At 62.2% G+C, this 24,211-nt stretch carries 20 protein-coding genes; 4 read left to right on the top strand and 16 right to left on the bottom strand.

The window, feature by feature from the left end; translation table 11 throughout:
* Positions 1–123 precede the first annotated feature (123 nt).
* Together V5E97_RS28450 and V5E97_RS28445 are read right to left on the bottom strand one after the other, a co-directional pair.
* Positions 124–2,484, bottom strand: coding sequence for a GGDEF/EAL domain-containing response regulator (locus V5E97_RS28450; RefSeq protein WP_406694943.1), 2,361 nt, complete (start codon positions 2,482–2,484; stop codon positions 124–126).
* Between the two features lie 353 nt (positions 2,485–2,837).
* Positions 2,838–3,356 carry an OsmC family protein gene (locus V5E97_RS28445; RefSeq protein ID WP_406694942.1) on the bottom strand — a complete coding sequence of 173 codons (519 nt, stop codon included), beginning with the start codon at positions 3,354–3,356 and terminating at the stop codon, positions 2,838–2,840.
* Positions 3,357–3,866: 510 nt separating this feature from the next.
* Between V5E97_RS28445 and trhA the strand changes: the two genes are divergently transcribed.
* Positions 3,867–4,592 (top strand): PAQR family membrane homeostasis protein TrhA, encoded by a 726-nt coding sequence (trhA, locus tag V5E97_RS28440; RefSeq protein WP_406694941.1) that lies wholly within the window; start codon positions 3,867–3,869, stop codon positions 4,590–4,592.
* 192 nt (positions 4,593–4,784) lie between these two features.
* Here trhA and V5E97_RS28435 read toward each other — a convergent pair whose 3' ends face one another.
* From V5E97_RS28435 to V5E97_RS28415, 5 genes are all read right to left on the bottom strand, one after another.
* Positions 4,785–5,150 carry a hypothetical protein gene (locus V5E97_RS28435; RefSeq protein ID WP_406694940.1) on the bottom strand — a complete coding sequence of 122 codons (366 nt, stop codon included), beginning with the start codon at positions 5,148–5,150 and terminating at the stop codon, positions 4,785–4,787.
* Between the two features lie 495 nt (positions 5,151–5,645).
* Entirely contained in the window at positions 5,646–6,137 is a 492-nt protein-coding gene (locus V5E97_RS28430; protein ID WP_406694938.1) for a TspO/MBR family protein, read from the bottom strand.
* On the bottom strand, positions 6,134–6,946 hold the full coding sequence (locus V5E97_RS28425; protein WP_406694937.1) for a M90 family metallopeptidase: 813 nt from the start codon (positions 6,944–6,946) through the stop codon (positions 6,134–6,136). Before V5E97_RS28425 ends, V5E97_RS28430 begins: the two co-directional genes overlap by 4 nt.
* A gap of 28 nt (positions 6,947–6,974) precedes the next feature.
* On the bottom strand, positions 6,975–7,316 hold the full coding sequence (locus V5E97_RS28420) for a hypothetical protein (protein ID WP_406694936.1): 342 nt from the start codon (positions 7,314–7,316) through the stop codon (positions 6,975–6,977).
* A gap of 117 nt (positions 7,317–7,433) precedes the next feature.
* Positions 7,434–8,432, bottom strand: a complete 999-nt coding sequence (locus V5E97_RS28415; RefSeq protein WP_406694935.1) for a leucine-rich repeat domain-containing protein — start codon at positions 8,430–8,432, stop codon at positions 7,434–7,436.
* 352 nt (positions 8,433–8,784) lie between these two features.
* On the opposite strand from V5E97_RS28415, the gene V5E97_RS28410 reads away from it, so the two are divergent.
* Positions 8,785–11,079 carry a spermidine synthase gene (locus tag V5E97_RS28410; RefSeq protein WP_406694934.1) on the top strand — a complete coding sequence of 765 codons (2,295 nt, stop codon included), beginning with the start codon at positions 8,785–8,787 and terminating at the stop codon, positions 11,077–11,079.
* Here the strand turns inward: V5E97_RS28410 and V5E97_RS28405 are convergent.
* The 3 genes from V5E97_RS28405 to V5E97_RS28395 all read right to left on the bottom strand — a co-directional run bounded on the left by V5E97_RS28405 (position 11,010) and on the right by V5E97_RS28395 (position 15,064).
* Positions 11,010–11,441, bottom strand: coding sequence for a hypothetical protein (locus tag V5E97_RS28405; RefSeq protein WP_406694933.1), 432 nt, complete (start codon positions 11,439–11,441; stop codon positions 11,010–11,012). The genes V5E97_RS28410 and V5E97_RS28405 overlap by 70 nt on opposite strands.
* 752 nt (positions 11,442–12,193) lie before the next feature.
* Positions 12,194–12,526, bottom strand: coding sequence for a winged helix-turn-helix domain-containing protein (locus V5E97_RS28400; RefSeq protein WP_406701231.1), 333 nt, complete (start codon positions 12,524–12,526; stop codon positions 12,194–12,196).
* Positions 12,527–12,787: 261 nt separating this feature from the next.
* Positions 12,788–15,064: a DEAD/DEAH box helicase gene (locus V5E97_RS28395; RefSeq protein WP_406694932.1), complete on the bottom strand. Its 2,277-nt coding sequence runs from the start codon at positions 15,062–15,064 to the stop codon at positions 12,788–12,790.
* 314 nt (positions 15,065–15,378) lie between these two features.
* Between V5E97_RS28395 and V5E97_RS28390 the strand changes: the two genes are divergently transcribed.
* Both V5E97_RS28390 and V5E97_RS28385 read left to right on the top strand, forming a co-directional pair.
* The gene (locus V5E97_RS28390; RefSeq protein ID WP_406694931.1) at positions 15,379–15,777 is read left to right on the top strand and encodes a hypothetical protein; all 399 of its coding nucleotides are present in this window, start codon (positions 15,379–15,381) and stop codon (positions 15,775–15,777) included.
* A 22-nt stretch (positions 15,778–15,799) separates the two neighbouring features.
* Positions 15,800–16,216, top strand: coding sequence for a hypothetical protein (locus V5E97_RS28385; RefSeq protein WP_406694930.1), 417 nt, complete (start codon positions 15,800–15,802; stop codon positions 16,214–16,216).
* Between the two features lie 16 nt (positions 16,217–16,232).
* On the opposite strand, the gene V5E97_RS28380 is transcribed toward V5E97_RS28385, so the two are convergent.
* From V5E97_RS28380 to V5E97_RS28355, 6 genes are all read right to left on the bottom strand, one after another.
* Entirely contained in the window at positions 16,233–16,970 is a 738-nt protein-coding gene (locus tag V5E97_RS28380) for an IS66 family transposase (protein WP_406694929.1), read from the bottom strand.
* Positions 16,971–17,017: 47 nt separating this feature from the next.
* On the bottom strand, positions 17,018–17,488 hold the full coding sequence (gene msrA / locus V5E97_RS28375) for a peptide-methionine (S)-S-oxide reductase MsrA (protein ID WP_406694928.1): 471 nt from the start codon (positions 17,486–17,488) through the stop codon (positions 17,018–17,020).
* 122 nt (positions 17,489–17,610) lie between these two features.
* A complete protein-coding gene (locus V5E97_RS28370) occupies positions 17,611–20,112 on the bottom strand; it encodes an ATP-binding protein (RefSeq protein WP_406694927.1) in 2,502 nt (833 codons plus the stop codon).
* Between the two features lie 225 nt (positions 20,113–20,337).
* Complete coding sequence (locus V5E97_RS28365) at positions 20,338–20,667, bottom strand: hypothetical protein (protein ID WP_406694926.1); 330 nt, start codon at positions 20,665–20,667, stop codon at positions 20,338–20,340.
* Between the two features lie 128 nt (positions 20,668–20,795).
* Positions 20,796–21,635, bottom strand: a complete 840-nt coding sequence (locus tag V5E97_RS28360; protein ID WP_406694925.1) for a DUF2934 domain-containing protein — start codon at positions 21,633–21,635, stop codon at positions 20,796–20,798.
* Positions 21,636–22,127: 492 nt separating this feature from the next.
* Positions 22,128–23,654 (bottom strand): hypothetical protein, encoded by a 1,527-nt coding sequence (locus V5E97_RS28355; RefSeq protein ID WP_406694924.1) that lies wholly within the window; start codon positions 23,652–23,654, stop codon positions 22,128–22,130.
* Positions 23,655–24,211 lie beyond the last annotated feature (557 nt).

Raw genomic sequence — 24,211 nt, 5'->3', positions numbered from 1 at the left:
AAGCTTTCGAACGGAGCTGGCCAAATCCCGACATCCGTCGGCGACTCGGCTCAAGCCGGCCGGCCCCGCGTGGGATGGCTTCGCCGTTGTTCATCGACCTAAGTCGGGGTAAGTGGCCGGTGCTCAGGGCAAAGCGCACGAGTCGAGCGCCACTTGCCTTTCGAGGATCGCCTCAGCCACCTCGAATCGGACCGGCTTGGAGAAATAATAGCCCTGACCGTACTGGCAGCTCAGAGCGCGAAGGTACTCACTCTGTTCCCGAGTTTCGACCCCCTCGGCAACCACCTTCATCCCCAGGCTGTGGGCCAGCGTCACGATCGTTGCCACGATCTCCGAGTGCTTGCCGTGGGGTCCAATCCTGCTGACGAAAGAGCGATCGATTTTCAAGATATCGAAGGCAAATTTATGAAGGTAGCTCAGGGACGAGTACCCCGTGCCGAAGTCGTCCATGCTCAAGCCGACTCCGCGCTCCCTGATCTGCCGGATCATCGCAATGGCCGACTCCGTATGCTCCATGATCGCGCTCTCGGTGATCTCCAGCCGCAGCCATCGCCCGTCGAGTTCGGTCTCCTGAAGGATCTGGTCGATCTGGTCGATCAGCCCGGGCTCGGTGAAGTGCCTGCCCGACAGGTTGACGCTGATCGACCAGGGGCCGTCGGGGCGAAACTTGGCTCGCCAGGTGCTCATCTGGCGGCAGCCCTCGCGAAGCACCCAGAGGTCGAGCGGGACGACTAACCCAGACTCCTCGGCCGCCGGAATAAACTCCCCGGGTGAGACCAGCCCGCGCTCAGGGTGATTCCAGCGGATCAGCGCTTCAAAGCCAGTAACCCGGCCCGACTCGAGTAAAACGATCGGTTGATACTCAAGGTAGAACTCGTTCCTCTCGATAGCGCGGCGGAGGTCGGTCTCCAGCCTCAAGCGAGCCATAACTCGCGTATGCATTCCTTTATCAAAGACGACGTGATGGGCCTTGCCCACCGCCTTGGCACGATACATGGCCGTGTCCGCGTCGCGAAGGAGCTCGGTCGGCTGCTCATAGTCCGAGCTACTCAGGGCGATCCCAATACTCGCACTGGTGAATATCTCGTGCGTCCCCAGGGTGAAGGGGGCCGCGAGACTCTCCTGAATCCGCTCCGCGAGTCTGACGGCGTCACTGTCCGCGCCGAGGTCGTTCATCAGGACGGCGAATTCGTCTCCTCCGAGCCGCGCCACCGTATCGACCTCGCGCACACCATGGCTCAGTCTCTGACCGATCATCACGAGCAACTGATCGCCGACCATGTGTCCCAGGCTGTCGTTGACGATTTTGAAGCCGTCGAGGTCAAGGAAAAGAACGGCGAAGAGGGCCGACGCCGTTCGTTTCGACCGCGCGGCCGCCTGCTGGAGCCGGTCACTAAACAAGGTCCGGTTCGGCAGGCCGGTCAGGGAGTCGTGGTAAGCCTCGTGGAGCAGTTGCTCCTCGGCCGCCTTCCGCTGGGTGATATCCTCAAGCGCCACGACCACATGGATCGGGGCCGAGTCGCCGAACCGGGTCATGCGGATGCTGAACCAACGTGGCTTGCCGGCGGAGTGGCAACGGTATTCTTGGGAATATTCGTCGCGTCGCAGTGAGACGACCGCACGGAAGCCAGCGGCAATGGCCGCCCATTCTTTCGCGTGCTCCCACGAGGCAGACCGGCAGACATTGAGGTAATTCGTGCCGACATCGCCGGCCATCCCGGCCATCAGCACTTCACTCCCGAATCGGTGCCATGCCGTGTTCACGGCCAGGATGGTCCCTGACGCGTCGAGGATCGCCACCCCGCTGGTCAGCGCGTCGAGCGTGGATTGGAGGAACTGATGCGACTGCCGCAACGTTTCCTTTTCTTTGAGAGCAAGCTCCTCGCGAATCCGATAAGCATCGGCAATCGCGTTCTGCCGTTCCTGAGCCAGAGCCCCCTCGAATTCGCGCTGGCGTGCGTGGACGAGATCCTCGAAGGTCGAACCGAGAAAATCGAGAATCTGCGCTTTGCTCGAGCTGATCGTGAGCTTGTCACCCATGAAGTAGACGTCATCGCCATCGCTGGCGTGGACTTCTCCCCTCGACAGGGCTCGCGCACTCTTGGCGGCCAGAATGGCCTGGATCCGTCCCGCGAAATCCTTGTCCTGGAACGGCTTGGCAATGTAGTTATCAGCGCCACACCCGAGCCCGCGAATCACATCAATCGGCTTTTTGAGGCTGGTCAAAAGGACCACCGGGACCTCACGACCGCGTGACGTCTTCTTGATTTCGCGGCAGAGGTCGTATCCCGAGAGGCCCGGCATGATCACGTCGCTGAGAACGAGGTCGAAGTCAGACTCGCCGAATCGGTCGAGCCCACTGGCCGCGTCACAGGCCACCTCGACCTCGTAGCCGAGCGCGTTCAGAATGATCTGAAGTTTTCGAATCTGGGTCGGACTATCCTCGACGACGAGAATGCGGATCAGCCGTCTCTCATTCATCATCAGACACTCTCGATGGGGAAGTGGCCTCGACCCAACGTCGCCGCGTGTTTTCGAAAAATACAAAGACCGACGAGGCTGGATCGCCTGGCATCGCCCCGCCACACCACACCGCCGAGCCCGCTTGAAATGCGGGCAACGCCGATCAATAGCCTCGCCTTCGGGAGCAGACGGGGAGACTCCCACTCCCCAAAGGAGAACGAGAGCGCTCTGTCAAATTCGTGTGTGATTGCTGGTCCGACAGGAGCCAGAACTGATCGCCCTTCATCCATTCCGAAGTGCTCGCGACACAAACACCATAGGACAGGATCGAGGCCAGCCCTCAAGGTTTGGTGGTAATCCTGCCAGGTGGATCGTCAGTCGATCAGGGCGCGGCGGTGGGAGACGGTCATGGCGGGCGAGTTCTTCAGCGTTTGGTAGACCACACAATAGCGTTCGGTCAGCTTCAAGAGCGTATCCAACTGCTCCGCCGACGCGTCGGTGTCGAGGTCAAACTGAAGTCGGATCTCCTTGAAACCGACAGCCACCTGTTTATCGACAGCAAGGGTGCCACGAAAGTCGAGATCGCCCTGGGCGCTCACGGTGCCGCCGCGGAGAGTCAACTCCAGGGCGGTGGCCACCGCACGCAGAGTCACCCCGGCGCAGGCGACGAGCGACTCCAGCAGCATGTCGCCCGAGCAGAGCGCCAGCCCATCGCCACCGGTCGCCGGGTGCAAACCAGACTCGACAAGCCCCCGAGCACTGTCCAGCCGACACGTGAGACCAGCCCCATCCAGAGTTCCCCGGGCGTTCAAAGTGACCAGCGCCGCGGAGGGATCGTCACGATATCGGGCTTTCAACGGCGCCTGCACGGCGCGCAGCTCTTTGGCATCCATCGACATTCCTCGGTTTGAGACCAGCCGCTACTCTCTCCCGCTTCCGCAAGATTCCTGAGACTCTCTCCTGAACTCTCATCGGCCAAACAGACGATTCGTTCAAGGCCAGGTGCGATCCCAGCCGACCAGATCGATATCCGACCTCAGTAGCGGATCGGAGTTCGGGCTCGAGCGAGCCAACGCCCTGCGGGCCCCTCGGGTAAAAGGGCCCCCGAAAGGAATCGGATTTGCCTTCAGGATAGGGGGCGAGGCACGGCCTTGCGGGATCAACCCGGTCCCCTGAGGTTCGAACTCCCGGAGGGCCGAGTCAAGTTTACTCGATCGAGTCACGGTTCAGACACGTTCTAGAATGAATGAAGGGGAAGTGTATCGTCGCTCGGCCAGTTGAAAAGCAAAAAAACAAGGGGCGAGCGAGAGTCCGCGGGAACCTCGATCGCCGCGGCGAAGGGCGCAGAAAGGCGAGTGGGAATCCTGATTTCAGATCGACTCCCCTTCGGATGAAACGATCGCATGAATTTCTTCGACTTACGCGAACCGGTCAGTGCCTGGAGCCATGGGGCATGGCTGCTGTTGGCCGTTCCTGGATCGATCCTGCTCTGGCTACGTGCGACCGGCCATCGTTCGAGACAGTTCATCCTGCTGGGATATACGATTTGCCTTGCCTTGTGTGCAACGGCCAGCACGCTCTACCACGGCGTTCATGGAGAGTCCGAGGCGCTCTCGTCCTATCTGCTCTTTGACCACATCGGGATCTACCTGCTCATCGCGGGGACGTATACCCCGATCGCCTGGACCCTGATGCAGGGCCGCTGGCGATTCGCCACCCTGGTGTTCGCCTGGCTGTCGGCAATCCTCGGAATCACGCTCCACCTTGCATGCGCCAACCTACCGAAGTGGTTGCCGACCGGGCTCTATCTGATGATGGGTTGGGGATCCATCCTCTGCTACATCGAACTCACCCGAAAACTGACCTTCCGGCTGCTCCGCCCGCTGGTTCTCGGTGGTGCCTTCTACACCGTGGGCGCGATCATCAACGTGGTCGGTTGGCCGGCCCTCTGGCCAGGGGTCGTCGGCGCGCACGAGGTCTTCCACGTTTTCGTGGTGGCGGGAAGCCTGGCTCATTTCCAGTTCATGTTTCGGGTCATCGCCCCGTGGCATTCGGTCGACCCAACGGCGGCGGCCTTCTTGAAGGGGGTTCAAAGCCGGCCGTGTCGAGTCTCACGCGGCACTCGGTGACTGGCTTCGGCCCTGGAAGAGTGGCCGACAGCCAATGACGACGAAACAGCCACCAACGGCCATGCGGTCGTTGCGACTGCGAAGACTGCGATCGTTGAGCCTAATCCTTCGGAAGTGGGAGGCGTTCCGCAGTGCGGTGCAATGCAAGCCGCGCCGTGTGGTTCCGCTCAGTTCGATTCCATCTTGGGCCGATCAGGACGACGCGTCGCGCCGGGCTTTTCGCCGTTCGACCTGACGATCGTGGCGGGCCAGAAGAAACTGTGCGGCCTTCATGTCGCCATTTAATGCAGCGTCATACAATAACGCAAACATCCGTTCAGCACGAACCAGTTCGATCTGCTCGACCGCTCGGCGGAAGCCCGCACTGGCCGCGAGCGCTCGCTTCATTTCCCGAACGCCGATTCCGAGCCGGGCACAGGCCATGGTGCAGCCCAGACCGTCGTGCAGAAGTTTGAGAAATTCGACCCGCTGCTTGTGGGTCAGGATCTCCCGGACCGGCCTCGCGGAAGGCACGTTTGGGAGCCAGGTATTACCTTCGCCATCAAGTCGGAAACGCAAGGTGACTCTCCCCAGGACGGCTGAAAATCGAGATCAATGGCGGTATGTACGGTGTGCCCTAGGCGGTGAGTGACGAGCGGGAGGAGACTCGGGCGGTCTGGTCGCGCCCGATGACCTCTGAACGCTCGGCACACTCCATGATAGGCCATGTTTTTCCAGCTTGTCCGGCGGAGTTGATGAGACCCGATCAACCGTCGCCAAAAAACGGCGTTCGACCCGCCTACTAAGCACACGGAAGTCCGCCTTGATCGGTGAGAACGCACTTCTTTGGGATGACGTTCAGCGCGTCGGAGAACCAGCCAACGGTGGCCCCGAACTCGCGACTTTGAGAGTCGCGATTCTTTAAGAAGGCACGCGGAGCGGCTCTGTTCGCCGTCTTTTTGGAGAGATCAGGCGAAAAATACGGGGGGTAGAGCCAGGAGGTCTGGGAGAGCGGGACGGGAAACTCAGAGGCCCCGTTCCGCTAACCAATCGAAGCGTCCTGGGAAATGGAAATCAGGAGTTCATCACCCAGATGACCAGATTGAGTATCGAGGCGAAAGTGACCCAGAGCCAGTAGGGGATCAGCAGGAGCGCGGCCACTCTGCTGATTCGCCAGAACAGCATCAGAGTGGCCAAGATCGCCAGCCAGAGTAACGTGATCTCGGCGAACGCGATGCCCGGATTGCGGAGCGTGAAGAAGAGATACGACCAGATGGCATTGAGTCCGAGTTGGACGGCAAAAAGGAGCAACGCCAACTTCACATTCCCATCGTTGCGATCGCGCCGGCGCCAGACCAGCCAACCGGCGATGGCCATGGTCAGGTAGAGGATCGACCAGACCGGGCCGAAAACACGGTTGGGAGGAGTCCACCCCGGCTTCTTCAACGTGGGATACCAGACGGTCAGACCTGCGTTGGTCCAGATCCAGCCGATCCCGGCGGCAGCAAAACAAAAGAGGACGAAGGCAACGAGCCCAATCAAATCCTTGCGAATCTGGTCCTTCATGAAACCTCCTGCCCAGGAAAGAGGCATGGGGACTCGGCGGCCGCGAGTAGTTGCTCGGGATCCTGTCGGTAATACGACTTCAATTCGGCGTAGAGCGCAGGATGTTTTTTCCTGAGTTGAGTCGGCTTCTCGAAGAAGCACTCGGTGGCAACCGCGAAGAATTCGGCCGGATTGGTCGCACCATACGTATCGAGGACCGTCCTGCGCTGTTGCGTCTCGTCCTCGCGAAGCTGCTCATATTCGTCCATGAGGACTCGAGCCCAGGCGACGTAAGAGCTACGACGCTCGAGGATCGGGGCGCCGTTGGCCAGGCCGTCTTCCTGATCGAGCTGGTGCGCGAACTCGTGGAGCACGACATTCTGTCCGTCCCGAATGTCGGCCGCCCCCCTCAGCACATCATCCCAGGAGAGGACCACGACCCCTTCCGTCCAGGCTTCCCCCAGTCGAGCTTGGGAGCCTTCAAGGACGACCCCGCCGCCCAGCGACTCGACCCCTTTGGCCACGTAGGCGCGGGGATAGACCAGGATCGTGATCAGTCGCTTGTAGTAGTCCGTCTCACGATGGAGCAGGAGGAGGCAGGCCTGCGCGGCGATCGTGAGCCTGATTTCATCGGTCATTTCGAGGCCGCCGCAGCCCTCGAAATGCTTTTCACTCAGAAAGACCTGCACATGCCCATGCAGCTCTCGTCGGTCTGGCTCGGGCAGCCTCCGATAGAGCGGCACATTGCGAGCGATGATCTCGAGCCAATCGGCCGGCAAGAGCATCTCGCGCAGTTGCTCACGCTTTTTTTGCTTGAAGAAAGCGAACATCCGCATCTCCTGGCCGCACATCAGCGAATCAGTAGAGTCTGCTCTCAGGATAGTGACGCCCGATGACAGCGGCCCGAAGCCTCATCAAGACGATCAAATTGCCAAGTTTTAGCCAGATCAGCCACGAGTCGAGAGCGTAGGCCTCGCGGAAGTCGGACAGTCCGAAGGTCAAGAAGGCCAGGGCATACCATCGCTCGAGAACCAGGCGGGGCCCGGCCATCGAGCGACGGATGACCAGGCCCGCGAAGACGAACCAGACGCATCCCTCGAACAGGTTGAAAAAATGGTACGGCCCGAAGACCCAGGGGCTGTCTTCAGGCCGATATCGCCACCAGGACCGGAAGACCAGAAAATCCAGCAACTGTGTCATGGCGGACGACCACTCCACGGGCGAGGAACCGCGGGGCCACGACTTCGAAGCCGCATCGGCTCGGTTCCCCTTCCGTCGGTCTGAACCGGACACGGCAGGGGAACCGGGGCCGACGGGTCATTTCTTCTCTTCGGGCTTCTTTTCCGCTTCAGGCTTCTTTTCTGCTTCGGGCTTCTTCACTTCGAGCTTCTTCGCCTCTTCTTCGGCCTTCTTGCTCGCTTCTTCGGCCTTCTTCGCTTCGTCGCCCTTCTTCTTGGCCTCTTCCTCGGCCTTCACCTTGGCCTCAACGGCCTTCTTCGCCTCCTCACCCTTCACCTTGGCCTCTTGATCGGCTTTCGCCTTGGCCTCTTCGGCTTTCTTCGCCTCCTCACCCTTCTTCTTGGCCTCTTCCTCGGCCTTCACCTTGGCCTCGACGGCCTTCTTCGCCTCGTCCGCCTTCTTCTTGGCCTCTTCATCGGCCTTCTTCTTCATCTCTTCGGCCTTCTTCTCTTCCTCAGCCTGCTTCCGGGCCGCCTCTTCGGCCATCTTGGCCACGAGGTCGATCTTGGTCTTGGGCAAGGCCTCGGCAGCCTTCTTCGTTCCCTCGTCGGTGACCTTCGAGCCCAACAGGAAGAGGGTCTGGAGGTTCGGCAACTCCTTCAGCGAGTCCACCCCCGCGTCGCCGACCTGGGTTCCGACCAGGCTGAGCACTTCCAGGTTCTTCAAGCCCTTGAGGTGCGCGAGGCCGGCGTCAGTCACCTTGGTATCGACAAGGTAGAGTTTTTTCAGTTCCGTCAGCCCCTTGAGGTGCTCGAGGCCCGCGTCGGTGACAGGAGTGCCCACGAGTGAGAGCCGGGTGAGCTTGGCGAGCTTCTCGAGAACGGCCAGGTCGGCGTCGCTCACCTTGGTGATCGCCAGGCTGACGTTCGTCACCGGCTTGCCCGGCGCCTTGTCGTCGCGGTCGACCTTTCCACCCAGCTTCTGAATGTCGGCCACCGCCTTGTCCTGATCCGCCGCGGCGCCGTCCTGCGCCTGGGCGGGCCAGGCCGCCAAGGCCGACACCAATCCGACGAAGAGAACGAACCGTCGAGCCCGGAGCCCGGAACGACGTACCTGAGACTGAGAATCTCGCATCATCAACCTTCCTTCTTCGTAAACTCTCGAGGCCGTCAAGAGTCCTCGGTCGTTAGTCCCCGGCGGACGGCAAGCCGGACGTTACCAAGATCATGCCCGTGAAGGTGATCGAGATGCCAGAGATTTTCTCCTTCGACCGGACGCATCCCTAATCTCCCCCGCCGCCGCTCCCCGATCGCCGGCTCGAGTCGCAAACGGGCTCGGGCCGCCGCGGCCAACCGCCGGGAGCCTCCAATCGGCGGCCTCTCGGCCTCAACACCGATCGTGTACTCTGAAGGTCTCTGCACGGAGAAACACCCGTCGCCTCGCGGCATAGCACAGCACAATGCGGGTCCGACAAACTTCGAGGCCGACCTTGCCGCTCTTGTTCGCCCTGACACTTTTCCTCAGCGCGGTCCTCCTGTTCTCGGCGCAGCCGATGATCGCCAAGATGGTCCTGCCGCTGCTCGGAGGAGCGCCCGCCGTCTGGACGACCTGCATGGTCTTTTTCCAGGCGGCCCTGCTCGCCGGCTACCTCTACGCGCATGCAACGACGGGCTGGCTGGGGATCCGCCGCCAGGCCGGATTGCATGCGCTCCTGCTCCTTTTCCCTTGGTTCTTCCTGCCGATCGGCATCGTCGAAGCGGCGGGCGTTTCCCTGGCAGGGAGTACGAACACGACCGGCGGCCTGCTCACGCTGCTGTTCATGTCGGTCGGCGTCCCCTTCTTCGCGGTCGCCACCACGGCCCCCTTACTCCAGCGCTGGTTTGCCGGAACGGGGCACCCCACCGCGGCCGACCCTTATTTCCTCTACGGGGCCAGCAATCTTGGAAGCCTGGCGGCGTTGCTTGCCTATCCGTTCGTCATCGAGCCGAACATCCCGCTCGCCAAGCAAGGCGAACTCTGGGCCGGGGGCTACGTCGTGCTCGCGGCCCTGATCGTCGGATGCGCGGCGGCCGCCGGAAGGTCAGCATCCCCCAGGTCTCACGATGCCCAACGCCCGGTCCGGCCCGAGACCGGCCGCTGGTGGCGCTGGGTGTTGCTGGCGTTCATTCCGTCGAGTTTGATGCTGGGGGTGACTACCTATCTGTCGACCGACATTGCGCCGGTCCCGCTCCTCTGGGTGATCCCTCTGGCGCTCTACCTGTTGTCGTTCATCCTCGTCTTCGCGCGCAAGCCGATCGGACTCCATGGCGGGATGGTCCGGGCCCTCCCTCTGGAGGTCATGGCGCTCGCCCTGATTCTCGGATTCGGACTCGTTCAGCCCTGGCTGATCCCGCTCCACCTGCTCGCTTTCTTCACCGCCGCTTTGGTTTGCCACGGCGAACTGGCACGCGACCGCCCCGCGACGCAACACCTGACTGCCTTTTACCTTGCGATCGCGTTCGGTGGATTCCTCGGGGGAAGCTTCAACGCCCTGGTCGCTCCGTTGGTCTTCAATCGCGTGGCCGAATATCCGATCGCCCTCGTTCTGGCCTGTCTTGTGGTGCCGGGCGCCGGGCCTGATCGCCGGCCGACCCGAGGACGAAAGTGGGACCTCGCGATCCCGTTCCTCGTATTCGGGCTCACGACCGCGTTGATCAAGAATGACCGAGGCTGGATCGGTCCGCTCGGCACAATGCTCGTCTCGGGCCTGGTGACCCTGGTTTGCTGGACCCACCGAACTCACCCTGTTCGCTTTGGGCTCACGATCGGCGCGGTCTTGCTGGCGAGCGGAACGACGGCCGGGGTCAATGGGCGCGTGCTGCATCAGGAACGAAACTTCTTCGGCGTCTTGCAAGTGACCGAGGATCTCCAGAGTCGAAGTCATCGCCTCTTCCACGGGCGGACACTCCATGGCCAGCAAAGCCTCGACCCCGCGCGACGACGAGAGCCGCTCAGCTATTACCACCGGAGCGGGCCCATCGGGCAGGTCTTCGACGCGTTTCATGCCCGGCCCTCGGAGGCGGGGAGGAATGTTGCAGTCGTCGGACTGGGTGTGGGCTCCCTGGCCGCCTATGCCGAGCCCGGGGAGTGCTGGACGTTCTACGAGATTGACCCGGCCGTTTTCCGGATCGCGTCCGACCCTCGCAAGTTCACGTTCCTCCGCGACTCCCGGGCGGGTTCGCTCCAGGTCATCCTCGGCGACGCGCGGCTCAAACTCCGTGAGGCGCCTGACCAACGTTACGCGGTCATCGTCCTCGACGCCTTCAGCGCCGACGCGATCCCGATGCATTTGCTCACGCGCGAGGCCCTGGCGATCTATCGTCGGAAGCTAGCGGGGCAGGGGATTCTCGCGTTCCACATCTCGAACCGTTCCATCGAACTGGAGTCGGTGCTGGAGGCCCTGGCGCGCGACGCGGGCCTCGTTTGCCGGATTCGTTCCGATCGGAATCTCACGCCCGAGGAAACCGTTACGGGGAAGCAGGAATCGATCTGGGCCGTGATGGCTGCCCGCGACTCGGACCTGGACAGAGTGGCCACCGACCCGAAATGGGCGATGCCAAGGCCGCGAGACGGATCGGTCTGGACGGACGACTTCTCAAGCCTCGCGGGACACCTCATCTTCAAGAGCGCGCCGAGAGTCACGCCCCAGCGTGGAAAAACGCGGGAGCAACCGACTCATTCACGATCGAGACGAGACCCACCCACCTTGAGCCCCTCCTCGGCGATTTCGCGGCCGACCCGGTGAAGCTCGGCATAGACGCGCCAGTAGACTTCGGCAAGCTTGGTCTTCTGGAGCGGACGGAGCCGCTCTTCGGAGAATCGAAGCTGCTCATATCGGCGGCGGCGGCGATGGATCGCGTCAGGTTCCTCGGCCACCAGTCCCGGGGACTGCTCCCTCGAACTCGTCGACAGCCGCCGGTGAAGGTCGCCCCGGATGCTCTCCAAGGTGTGACTCCCGTTCCCCCTGAGATCGGATCGAAGCCCGTGCAGCACGGCCCGCCTCCTCCCACGACTCGAACAACCTCCGGCCGCCGCCCGATCCCGCTCGGACTCGACCATGATCGTCCCCGCCGCCTCTCGGGGACCCTCTCGCAGCTTGATAAACATCACTCATACCTCCCAGCGCACACATCGGATCCAGCCACCGCGTTCTCAGTCGTCAAGGACTCAACTCAGCTCTCAAAGCTTCGCCTAACCCGCTATAAACTCATCAACGATTTACAATAAATTAGCGGCCAGAATCCGATTTTCCCGTAGGGTGGGCACGGCCCACCATCCCTATCTCCTTGCCGAAGCGAAGTTTAAGATGGTGGGCCGTGCCCACCCTACGGGAATTATTAGGCCGACGATGATGACATGGCCGATCGCATTGAAGTAGAGAAAAATGGGTTCGGCGAAGCTTTACCTCAGCTCCTCGTCCGTCAACCGACGAGACATCGTGGAGTAGTCGTAACGCCCGACAAGTCGAACGCCGCTTCTTGACTCCATTCGTCGCCCACCTGCCATAACCACTAGTCATAACTCATTACAGCCATCCGCCTTAGAATCACGAAGAATTTCATAGCTCGCCTACCCTCGCCCCTCGATCTTCTGGGCCATTCGATACAGACGTACACTATCCGTAGCCGAGGCGGCTGTCAATCAAAAAAGCCGATCGCTCGACGATTGGTGTGCGCATTCGAGCCGCCCAAGACGAAACCGATTCGCAGAAGAAGCCGAAACCCTGTTCCGGACGCACCAAATAACGAGCAATCACCAACACTACAAACATTCATTAAGTGACTCGAATGCCCAATCTGTAATCGCATCCCCTCGCCTGCGAACCAAAATCCCAAAATAGAAGAGGGCAGATCGGTGTCTCATCGGGATGATCGTTCACGCCTCGTCGTCGGGCAGTCCGGCCAGGACCTCGCGCAGGGGGCGAGCTTGGTCGCCCGCTCTTCATCCTTCGGCCCCAGGGTAGGACGCGGACGGCGATAGACCAAGCCGCCCCGGTGCAGCCAGCGGCGAACCGTCTCGCGGCTCACCTCGATCTCATGCTCTCGGAGCATCAGCAGGGCGATGGCTTCGCAGCACCAGCGACTCCGGAGGAACCCGAAGCGGCTTGGGGCGGACTCGGTGACCCACCTGACGACAACGGCGACCCAAGAGACGGAGAAGCGAAAGGGCCGGCCGGGCTTGCGCCCGGCCAGTCTCCCGATCCCTTGCTCGTGGAATCGCTTGACCCAGCGGTCGATGGTCCGGGAGTTACAGCGAGGGAGACGCTGTGAGACTTGCCGGGAAATTCCGGGTGCTGGACATGGGCAGATCTACCCAATTGCACAAGTACCGCCTACTTTTCCTGTTGCGTTTAGCTATTTAGATACACCGGAAATAACATCCCGCCGCAGCCGCCAGTTAACCCGAAATCAAGATCATCACACTCACTGCATATCGCTAGGACCCGTCCGCCGTCAGGTCGCCCCGCCCGCGAGCTTCGCGGCCTCGGCATCGATCATGTCGGGCTCGCCGAACTTCGCGATCAGTTGATCGGTGCTGGTCGGGTCGACGACCCGGCAGCTCTCGGTCAGCTTCGCGACCAGTTCGTGCAGCTCGGCCCGCCAGGCGAGGGTGGCGGGGGCGGCGTCGACATCGAGGGCGCAGGCCCGTTCGAACTCGCCGCAGAGCATGATCATCCGCTGGACGTGGCGGAAGATGATCCCCTCCTGCTTGGTCAGGTCGAGGGTCGTCACGAACTTGTTGAAGTTACCGCCAAACTCAATCAGCTCGCCGACGCACCAGAGTGGGTGCGAGCGGACGTCGGTGACGTCGGGGTAGCACTGGTCGAAGTAGGTTCGGAGCTTCTCCGCCAGACTCGGCGGCCTCTTCTGCCAATCGTCCTCGTCATCCTCCTCCTCGTCTTCCTCGACCTCCGCGCTCATGAGTCCGCGTTGGATCAGCTCAGCGTCAAGCCTCGAGGTGGCTAGGGCGCCCGACTTCAGTAGCTTGAGCGGAACTCGGAGACGCTTCCGGACGGGGCCGGGCACCTCCAGGGCGCTCTCCAGCGCTTGCATGCGCTCATCGGCGTCGGCCCCGGCCAGGATCTCGACCAAGAAGGCGCCGTAGAGGGGATGGATGCTCCGGAACGCCAGCAGTTTCCCCAGCGAGGGCGTCGGCTGGGCCAGGATCGGCGTATAAGGCGTCGGGGGTTGGCCAGCCTCCGGCGGCCCCGGCGGCTCGGGGCTCAGGATCACAAATCCGCCGGCGTGCAGCGTCAGCAGCATTCCGTCGAGCACCTTCTCGCCGGCGGCGATCCGCGGGTCGTCCATCAGCCGCTTACGGATCGCGACGCGGATGCTCTCGACTTCCGGCGAGACCTCGAGAAGATAAGCCAGCAGCCGCCAGGGGAGCGCCCCCTTGCTGTAGAGCTTGCCGGGCGGGGCGGCCTGGAGTTGGTTGAAATGCCCCTCAACCCAGTATTGCTCGGTCTCGCGGCGCTTCGGCTTCTTCTTCTTGAGGGCCTTCTTCGCCTTCATCAGGCCCGGGTCGCGGGTGTCCTCTGGGATGGCGTCGTACTTCGCCTTCCACCTCAGGATGTCGACGTCGTCGGAGTGGGCCAGGGCGTAGACGAAGCCCCGGTCGTCGAACTGCGGCCGACCGGCCCGGCCGAAGATCTGGTGGGCGATGCTGGAGCCGATCAACTTCTTCGCGCCAAAGGGGCCCTTCACCAGCGACGAGAGCACCACCGAGCGCGCCGGGAGGTTGATGCCGGCCGCCAGCGTCTCCGTGCAGACGACGACGGGGAGGAGCTTGCGCTGGAAGAGGTCCTCGACGGCCAGGCGATACTTCGGCAACAGGCCCGCGTGGTGGACGCCGACCCCTCGGTGGAGCAATCGCTTGAGCTTGGGGCCGGCCCCCTGGCTGAAATCGATCGCGTTGACCAGATCGTGGAGTTCCTTCTTCTTCTCGTCGGTCAGGTTGAGGTCCTTGCCCATGACGTTCTCAGCGACGCTCCAGCATTCCTCGCGGTCGAAGCAGAATACCAGGGCGGGCGTCCGAGGGCCTTCCTCGTCGCCGGCCGCCATCACGACGAGATGTTCGTTGAGGAACTTGTCCGGCACCCATTCGTAGGTCAGCGGCACCCGGCGTTCATTGCCCTCCACCAGCGCGATCTTACGGTCATGATGCCTCGCCAGCCAGCCGACGAACTCGGCCGAGTTCCCGACCGTCGCCGAGAGCAAGAGCAGGCGGACGTGCTTGGGCAGCATGCCGAGTGACAGCTCCCAGACGATCCCGCGCTCCATCTCGGCGAAGTTGTGGAACTCGTCCATGACGCAGGCCGTCACGTCGGAGAAGTCGAACCCATTGAGCAGCCGGTTCAGGAGGATCTCGGCCACGACGATGAGCACCGGAGCCTCGGGATTGACCTTGCGGCTGCCGGTGACCAGCCCCACGTCCTCGCGGCGGAAGCCCCACTCGACCGCGCGGTCCTGCATCTCCTGGAATTTCTGCTCGGTCAGCGCGATCAGGGGAGTCGTGTAGTAGGCGGCCTTCCCCGTATGGAGCGCCTCGAAGAGGGCCGCCTCGGCGATCAGGGTCTTGCCCGTGCCCGTCGGCGCGCAGACGAGGATTCCCTGCTCGGACTCGAACCAGGCCGCCAGCGCGAGGTCCTGGACGGGGTATGGCTCGTAGGGCAACTGGTCCACATATCGCACGTACAACTCGTCGCGCGTCGGAATCTCCAACGACATCGGCCGCATTCTCCCGGGCAGGTGCACAAGGACTCTCGCGAGATTCTCTCGCGTAGGACAGGCTTCAGCCTGCCCTACGAAATGATTAGGAGATCCGGACCAGACGCTCCGGGTCGGCCTCTCACGCGAGGAATCCTCTAGTGTGACCGCCGACGCGATTTCCCGATACCCGGTTCTCCCCTCGACGAGATTAGCGGAAGTTCGCGAGAAAGCATGTTCGCAGCGTCCCGACCGTTCGGAATAGGAAATGACCTTCCCCACGAATCGTGGGCGCTCGGAAGAGTTGATATCACACCAACCCAAGGAGATCGCCCATGGCACGCAAGACTTACAACGACGAGTTCAAGCCCCAAGCCGCCAAGCTTGTTACTGAGCAGGTACCCGTTCACAGGCAATCGAGGCCTTTGACGGTTTCCGATCTTGGCTTAGGCGAAGGCGTGGTAGAACGCCTCGCCGGGAGAGTCTATGTCCGCGGCCAGCAGATGACCGTTCGAGTTGAGAATATCCGCATCGCCGAGGGTATCCAGGGACAGCAATCACTAGCGAGCATGATAAACAACCTCCGCACGATCGCCCGTCAGGGCGACATGAACCGCCTCTTCATCGAGCGGGTCAGCGTAGGGAACGTGAGATTGGCCCAAGTCCGCACCAGACGTTTCGGCGGTATAATTACTCCGCAACGGAATAGCGTGATCAACGAACCGCCCGAATAACGAGGGATATATGGAAGTAACGGTGGCTATGCGGGCCCACCGCGGTTTGAGAATGCTCCCGCGATATCGCTACCTCGCCGGCGACGAGGGCATGCCGCTCGACGGGGTTCGGCTTGGCGAGGGCGAGGCTGCGGTCGGGATTTACGAGAACGTTCCAGGGTCCGCCGAGCAGTGTATCCTGATCACCGATCGGGGGCTGCACGTCAACCGGGGTGAAGATTGGCTCTGCTTGCCCTATAAGGAGATGGTATCCGTCGACCTGGAGGGGGGCGAGAAGTCGCTTGACGTGGATTGCGTTGAGATCCGGCTCCGCAGCGGGGCGACGGCCTTAATTCCGGTCTCCGGGGGCAACCCTTCGATAGGGACCAAAGATACGTTCACCATGTTAATGTTTCTCGACCATGTGATAGGCGATCTGCGCAGGCGCCGTGCCCGATGATCGCTCCGCAGTACGCTCAGCTCGGGACTCTCACGAGGAGGGAGGGAACCGGTTGGCCAGCCAGAGGGGCTCGGAAGCAGCCGGCCTGGTACTCCAAGACGTTCCGCCCCTGATGGCGGCAGGTGCCCACCACGCTCAGCACGCGTTCGACGAACCGGCTGCCCCACTCGCTCGCCGTCCCGCCACTCGATTTGCGCCACAATATGGCGTGACGAAGCGCCGGCTCGGCCGCGTTGTTTGTGGGCTCGATCCCTTGCACCCGGAGGAAGGCCCACAGGTGCTCCTCCCCCTCCTGCAACATCCGGCACCTCGCCGCCGTCTTCTCGCTGGCGCATGCCGCACTCCGGTCCAGCGCCTGGCGGACGCCCCAGCGGATCGGCCTGGCATAGCCCAGGAACGTGCCCCAGGCCATCACCCCATCCCGGTACTTGTGCCACCGGTGGAACAGTCGGTTCGAGGAGTTGAGCAGGTCCGAACCCACCGCCGACCCCTCGTCATTGCGATCGACTATCGCCTGAAAATCCCTACGGGGATGCGACCAGCAATACTGATGTTGCTCGATCGAAGAGATGCTGCGCGGGAGAACCGGAGCGGAACGGCTTTTTCTCAAAAGATGTGGGAGTCCCTGGGACCGGGGGCGAGAGAGGAGGGGGCCTGCAACTTGGAAATCCTCAGGCGAGCGGGGACTTGGATCGAGGGACAGGGAGCTTACCCTCCCCGCTCGCCTTGTTGGGACAACTCCAGATCCTATCACCCGGCAATTTAAAACTTAATTACCAGAGCAATCGCTTACGACCTGACTCAAATATGACAGGATGACTTTCCCCGTTTCTCCAGGTATCTCTGGTGGTAGTCTTCGGCCCGGTAGAACGTGGAGGCCGGTGTGACCTCGGTCACGACCGGACGGCGAAAGCGGCCGCTTTCACGGAGTCGCTCTCGGGACGCCAGCGCGGCCGTTTTCTGTTCTTCGTCGTGGTAGAAAACGGCGGAGCGGTACTGGGTGCCGACGTCAGGCCCTTGGCGGTTGAGGGTCGTCGGGTCGTGGATTTTCCAGAAGAGGTCGAGGAGTTGGTCATACGAGACCTTGAGCGGGTCATAACTCACTTCGACTACTTCGGCATGGCCGGTGCTTCCCGTACAGACGTCTTGGTATGTGGGATTTTCCAGGGTCCCGCCGAGATAGCCGACCGCGGCGTCAACCACTCCTTCAACCTGACGAAAGGCGGTCTCGACTCCCCAGAAGCAGCCCGCCCCAAATGTCGCCTTCTTCATCGTAGTCTCCTCTCCCTCAAGCTCAATGCGAGGGGTCGATCGATTGATCCTATCCTTCCGTTGTACGCCCGGCAGGTCAACCAGGACAATCCCAAGCGACTCGCTCAAAGCGAGATGGAGGATTAGGGATCGGCGAGAAGGATTTCGAGATCATCAGGAGCGATCGGTTTGACCAGATGATGATCGATCCCGGCCTCACGCGATTTGCGGCGATCTTCCTCCCGGCCCCATCCGCTCATGGCCACCAGGAGCGTCGTCTGGAACCCGGGACGCTCGCGCAACCGCCGGGCAAGGTCATAGCCACTCGGGCCAGGTAGGCCGATGTCGAGCAGAACGACGTCGGGGTGAAACGAGTCGGCCATCGCCAGAGCGGAGGACGCGTCGTAGGCGACGGCGACGACCTGATTCCAAAGCCGTGACAGCAGCGAGGCCATCGACCGCGCAGAGTCCACATTGTCATCCACCACGAGGATTCGACGCTGAGCCCTTGGACCCGGCTTCGGTCTGGGTGTCGCTCGCGGAGGTGGGCAAGGCACCTCCGGCAGAGCGGGAAGCCTGACGAGAAACTCGCTCCCCAGGCCGGCCCCTGCGCTCGAGGCCACGACGCTCCCACCGTGCATCTCGACCAGGCGACGAACCAGGCTCAGGCCAATCCCGAGTCCTCCCCGCGACTGGACGAGAAGCCGCTCCGCCTGGACAAAGAGGTCGAAGATGTGGGGAAGCATCTCAGCGGCGATGCCGATCCCCGTATCGCGGACCCGGATCGTCGCCTCACCGTCCTCGCGGCCAATCTGCAGGTGGATCGTGCCCGCCGGCTTGGTGTACTTGACGGCATTGTCGAGCAAGTTGTCGATCACCTGCTCCAGCCGAACGGGATCTCCCTCGACCAGCACGGGGCCGTCGGGCATCGTCACGGTGAGTGTTTGCTGCCGCTGTTCGAGCCGAGAGCCAAGACTCTCCACCACCCGTTGCGCGGATTCGGTGAGGTCGACGACCTCCTTGCGCAGCTCGATCTTTCCCTGCGTGATCCGGGAGACGTCGAACAGGTCGTCGATCAATCGCACCAGGCGGTCGACTTGCCGCTCCATCATCGCCTGCACCGGTTCGATCGAGGTTCCGACAACGTCGGACTTGATCGCATGTAGCGCATTACGGATCGGAGCCAAGGGGTTGCGAAGCTCGTGGGCGAGCATGGCGAGGAACTCATCCCGACGGCGCCCTGCCTCCTTGAGCGCGTCCTCGGCCAACCGGCGTGCGGTCACATCCTGTCCCGCTCCGACAAGGCGAACCACACGCTCGCGCGTTTCATCCCAGACCGGCCGACGGAGATAGCGAATCCAATGGATCGTTCCATCCGTGGCCACGTTGCGAATCTCTTGCTCCTCGGCTTGCCCAGCCACCAGTCTCCGATGGCTCTCCAAAGCCATCGCCTGATCGTCGGCATGCACAAAGTCGGCCCAACCTCGGACATTTACCTCTTCGAGCGTAGTCCCGAGAATCTGGAAGTACCCTGGGCTCGCCGCTCCGACCGTGGAAGAACCATCCGGACCGATCTCAACGACGTAAGTGAAGTCGGTCGTCAGGTCGGAGATCAGGCGATGTCGCTCCTCGCTGGCTCGAAGCTCCTCCGCAGCCCGCTTGTGCGTTGTGATGTCATGGGAATGGACGATGAAGCCGAGCGACGAAGGCTGGGCATGAACGACGTGCCAGACATCCCGTTGCGGGAAAAAGAGCTCGAAATCGATGGCCCGCCCGGCTTTCTTCGCCTCTTGTAACTTGTGCGGAAAGCTCGAGCCAACGGGCTCGGGGAACACGTCCCAAGCCATTTGCCCGATCAGTTCCTCGCGAGTTCGCCCCAAAAGGCACTCGACCTCTCGGTTGAGTGAGACGAACCGCAACTGCTCATCCAAGATGCAGAACGGGTCGGCGATCGCCTCGAGAATCTCGGATCGGCTCGGCCCCTCGTTCTCCGACACCGCGGACGGCGATGGGAGACGAAGACTCAGTTTCTCATGTCTTTGGACGAGATCTTGCTCGATGAGCTGAGCGAGATAGGCGATCAGGATCAGACGGTCGGGCGTACCATCCTCAGCGCACGTTGTGATGCCGATGGCACCGAGGAGTGCGCCATCGGACTTGTGCAGTGGCGCCCCGGCCCAGGTGCAGTCGTCGAGAGGATGGGTCTGGTGGTCGGGACCAACGACGACCACCGGCCGGTTCTCCGCCAGGGCGGTGCCTGCTCCGTTCCGACCCTTCGCGGCTTCGGACCAGCGATAACCAGGAAGGAGCCCCAACTTCGCCATCTTCGCCGGATCGTTGCCGACCGCGTGCAAGACGATGCCTTCGCAATCAATCAGATAAACGAGATGGGAGATGTGGCCAAGCGACCGGTCGACCCAATCGATATGAGGCGAGGCCGCCTCCAACAGTTCGCGATTCTTGTCGACGCGTTCCAAGAACTCGGCGGGTTCCAGAGCCATCTCGGCCGGATTCCCCGAACCATCGACGTCCTTTTCAAGCCCGACCTGGGCACCCCGCCACGATTCGAGACCGACTTGGCCGAAGCGGCTATCGACGGGAAGCCCATCGATGAATTGCCTCCAGTCGGCATGCCTCTGATCCATGTGAATTCTCATCGCCGGTCACCCGGTCGAGATATCCGTCTCCAGGCGACGGCCGGTCATTATCAGTCCCGCAGTGGTTCTGCAGCGAATCCCGGGCCGTCCCCACACTTTTCTTCATCACTTCCCTTTTTTGAAGGCTTGTCCTTCTGAGAATGGATTGATGGCCGAGACGCCTGAGCCGTCCCGGCCGTCTTCATTTCCAGCAGCCCGGCGCAACGAGGCCGGTCAGCGGACAGGGGGATAGTAATAACGAGCAAGGCCCCCGAAGCGGTCCGTGCTCATGGCCGACCAACTCCAGCGGTCCGATGGGCCGCCGTAGGGCTGGCCGTAAAACGGAAAGTCGTTGGTTCCATAGCCCTCGTAGCCCCTCGCGGGACCGGGAAAGGCCGCGTAGTAGCTGTAAGGAGGCACGTAGAACGGGTTGGCGAATGTCGGGCCAGCCACCACCGGCACGGTCCCCCACGTCCCCTGATACACGACGGACTGGGCCTGGGCACGCGAGCCAAGGCCCAGAGAGAAGGCCGCGACGGCAAGCGCGGCGATGGACGTCTTCATCGGTTGCCTCTTTGTTTCGGTCAAACCCAGTTGCATGCCGGATCGCCTGGGGCCGGCAAAACCCACGCAGAGATCCTAATTTAGCAGATCTGATTCCGGAGGGGAGGGGTTGACCTGGCAAAGCGGTGTTAAACTGGGGAATTCGCGTTTCGTCGCATTTCGTTCGAATTGGCGCGAAACGGGGAGGGGGCCTGCCGACTCGGCTCGCTTCCCATCGCGTAAGAGGAGTCAGTTCGAGGGATAATCGTTTGAGTACCGTCAAGGTCTTCGTCGCGAGCCGAGAGCGGGACGGGAGCCTGAATCACGACGCTGGCGGTTCCCACGAAGAAGAGCATGTAGGGCATGGGGGCTTCGTCGTCGACCCGCCTCACCAACGCCGTCCAGGGATCGGCCTGGATGGACGGCAAAGCGTGCAAGCCACAACCCAGCTCCCCGAACAGGCGAAGATCAAAATCGTGGTCGGGGTTGACCACCCATTCCCTCGTGTCCTCGAACGAATGGAGCTCGGTCGCGGGCATAATTGACAGAGCCATCTTGGCCAGGCCCTTCAGGGCCGCGATCGAGGCTCGTGACAACGAATTCGGCCCCGGACCGGACCGCAACTGGGTGTGGAACGCCTCAAGGTCGGCCTCGACGCTCGACGCGAAGTGTGCGTGGCAGTCGTCGCACTCCTCGTAGGTGAAAAGCGACCGGTTCTCCAGGAACAAGGGGAGCGCGAGCGGGACCGCCGAAAACGTCGCGATGGGGGCCGCCTGCTCGCAGAACCGGCACACCCGACGTCCTTTGGAGCCAACGAATTGCGGCGCACTGGCGTTCAACGCGTGGAACGCCACGACCTCGTAGTTCAAGGTCAGGAGGAGATCCTGCTCGGCGGCGCACCAGTCCCCACGGTCGTTGCCGTGGCTGCCTCCTCGCCGTTCCCACCGAAGGTAGGCTTCATGTTCAATCTGATCGGCAGTCGGAAACATGTCGGGGCTATCCTGCGATTCGATCGCCGAGTGATGATTCATCCATGGGCCGAGACGTCCGGTCTCATCGCACCGATTTTAACGCCCAACCGCTCGAGCCAACAGATGGCCGCTTGTTTCGTATGCGCGGCAAGCTCAGCCGCTGACAAAGCTAAAGATCAGGCGGCGTCCCAATCGGGCGGGCGAATGCGCGGAACTGAGCACAATCCCAGAGCCAACCGCGGCCCCGTTGGCCGAAGGAGTCAGCCCTGCTTCGGTGTCGCTGGCCCGGGGCGAATCCAACCCAAAAGGTGATCCGCGGTCCGAAGGGAAAGACGGGCGGGCTCCAGATCACGGCCGACCCGAATTTCAGACCTGGCCGGATCGCCAACCGAGACTCGGCGCTCTGGCACTGAGGTCCATAAAAAAAGTCTCCGAGTCCAGCGGACATTGTCCGCTGGACTCGGAGACTCGAACGTTGTGGCCAACCGTCAGCGTCGTGTGGCGTTCAACTCAGCGGAGCGGGGACACACCCGGTGCCCGCGGAGGAACCGACATCATGCCCCCCATACCGCCCATACCACCGCCCATGCCACCGCCCATACCGCCACCCATGCCGCCGCCCATACCACCGCCCATGCCACCGCCACCCATGCCGCCGCCCATACCACCACCACCGCCGCCACCCATGAGCGAGAGCGGGATGATCGCGAGGTCGGCCACCGGGTAGACCCGGATCTCGGTCGGCTGGTCTTCCGAGGCTTCATTGGTGATCGTCAGCAATCCGTCCTTGACCGTGTAGGTCAGGCCGAGTTGCTTGAGCATCAGTCGAAGCGTCGTCTTGAGCGGCACACCTTCCAGGTCCAGGGTCACGGTCGAGGTCATCGTCTTCTCGGCCTCTTGAAGGCCGACCGGGTCGACGTAGATCGGGATCCCGTTGTCGTTCGCACCCGTGGTTGCGCTCTTGATGTACTTCAGCACGTCTTCGAGCGGGGTCTCGTTGCCGAACCCCATCGAGATCGGGTCATCCAGCTTGGCCAGGATCGACTTCGTCTTCGCGTCTCGGTCGAGCAAGTCGACCGCGCGGCCGTAGCGGCGGATTCGCTTTTCCGACAACACGCGCCACTGGTCAGCGTCGGGGTACTCGAGCGTAATCGTGTCGGGGAAAGGCACCGCGGCGCGATCCACATCCTGCAGCGAGAGCATAAAGCGGAACTCTTTGAGCTGCTCGAACGCCAGCTCCTGGGCCAGGAAGCCCACCGACTCGGCGACCATCATGCCCACGCGCGGGGTCGGGTCGTTAGGAAGCAAGGCCCGCGCCCTCTGGGCCAGCATCCGCGCCTCGTAGAAGGGGGCGGTGGCGGTCACGATGTCTCCCAGGCCGCCGTTGTAGAGGATGTTGTAGGTCCCCTGGGCCATGAGACTATCGAACTGAATCATCATCACGCTGACGGTCGCCTGGTTGCGTTCGACAAGGTCGAGCGCTCGGATCCGCTGCTCGGCGGAGGCTTCGCGACGGAGCCGCTCGGCCTGCTCCTGGACGATCCGCTCCTCGGCGCGAACGGTGGAGAGGATTTGCGACTGAATGCGTCGATCGAGGTCGTTCCGGACCGCTTCGGGGACCTCGGTGGCAGAGCGAGCCACGGTCTGCGCCAGACGGAGCGTGGTGAGCGCGGCCTCGGGCTGCCCGCCGTTGACCAGGTCACGAGCCGCCTGCAAACGCTGGTTGATGTCAGCGACGAGTTGCTGACGGACGACATCGGCGACACGGGCCGTTTCCTCGAGCGTGGCCTGGGGCTGACGCTCGATAGCGGGCTCGGCAGCGGGCTCGGTGCCGGCCGGGCTCGGCACCGCGGGGGGCGCCTCAGCCGCGGGTGCGTCCGTCGGAGCCTGGAACGCGACCTCGATGCGGTTCAAGGCCCGCATCGCTTCGCCGTTGCGGGAGTCGAGATCGACCGCCTTGCGAAAGAAGGTCTTGGCCTGCCCGGACTGGCCCTGAGCGAGCGCCTGGCGGCCGAGGTCGGTCAGTTGTTGCGTCAAGGAGAGTGGCTCAGCGGAGCGGGCAGGAGTCCCCAATAACAGTGGACCACCAAGCGCCAAGACTCCAACTGCCTTGCAGGAGCGGAGGCCGCGTAACATATGGAGCATCTCCAAGGGGACAAAGGGGAGTGCGCGTCAGGTGTGTATGAGATCGATCGTGAAAGGCTTGGATCGAGGTGCGTTTAGTTCGCCCGCGCGGAACAAAGCCCAATGAAAGCGGACTTCACTCCGCAACGAGCCCACCTACAAAGCCGATCGAAAAGGGACGTCCCCATGGCGGCCAAGAGTTCCGGTAGCCCTAACTCTCAAGAGGTAAAAGGCTTGCCAGTCTCGGGCGGGGGCGATCGATCCGAAAGACCAGCACTAATCCCCGTTAAGATGGAGACGCTGGTGAAGCGAGGTGACCGATTCGATTATGCACCGTGGCCCGGAGGGGGTCAAGCGACCACACCCCTTCGCCATCCACAATCCGCACAAAGATGGACTGGGCGACGCACATTTCTTGAGAAAAATCCGTTATTGAACGTTTTCACGAGACAGAAAGGACGAGTCACCGA

Source organism: Singulisphaera photorubra, from assembly GCF_045290345.1.
Taxonomy (GTDB): domain Bacteria; phylum Planctomycetota; class Planctomycetia; order Isosphaerales; family Isosphaeraceae; genus Singulisphaera.
Note: the sequence above shows the minus strand (reverse complement) of the source record. Positions and strands in the feature narration are given on the sequence as shown.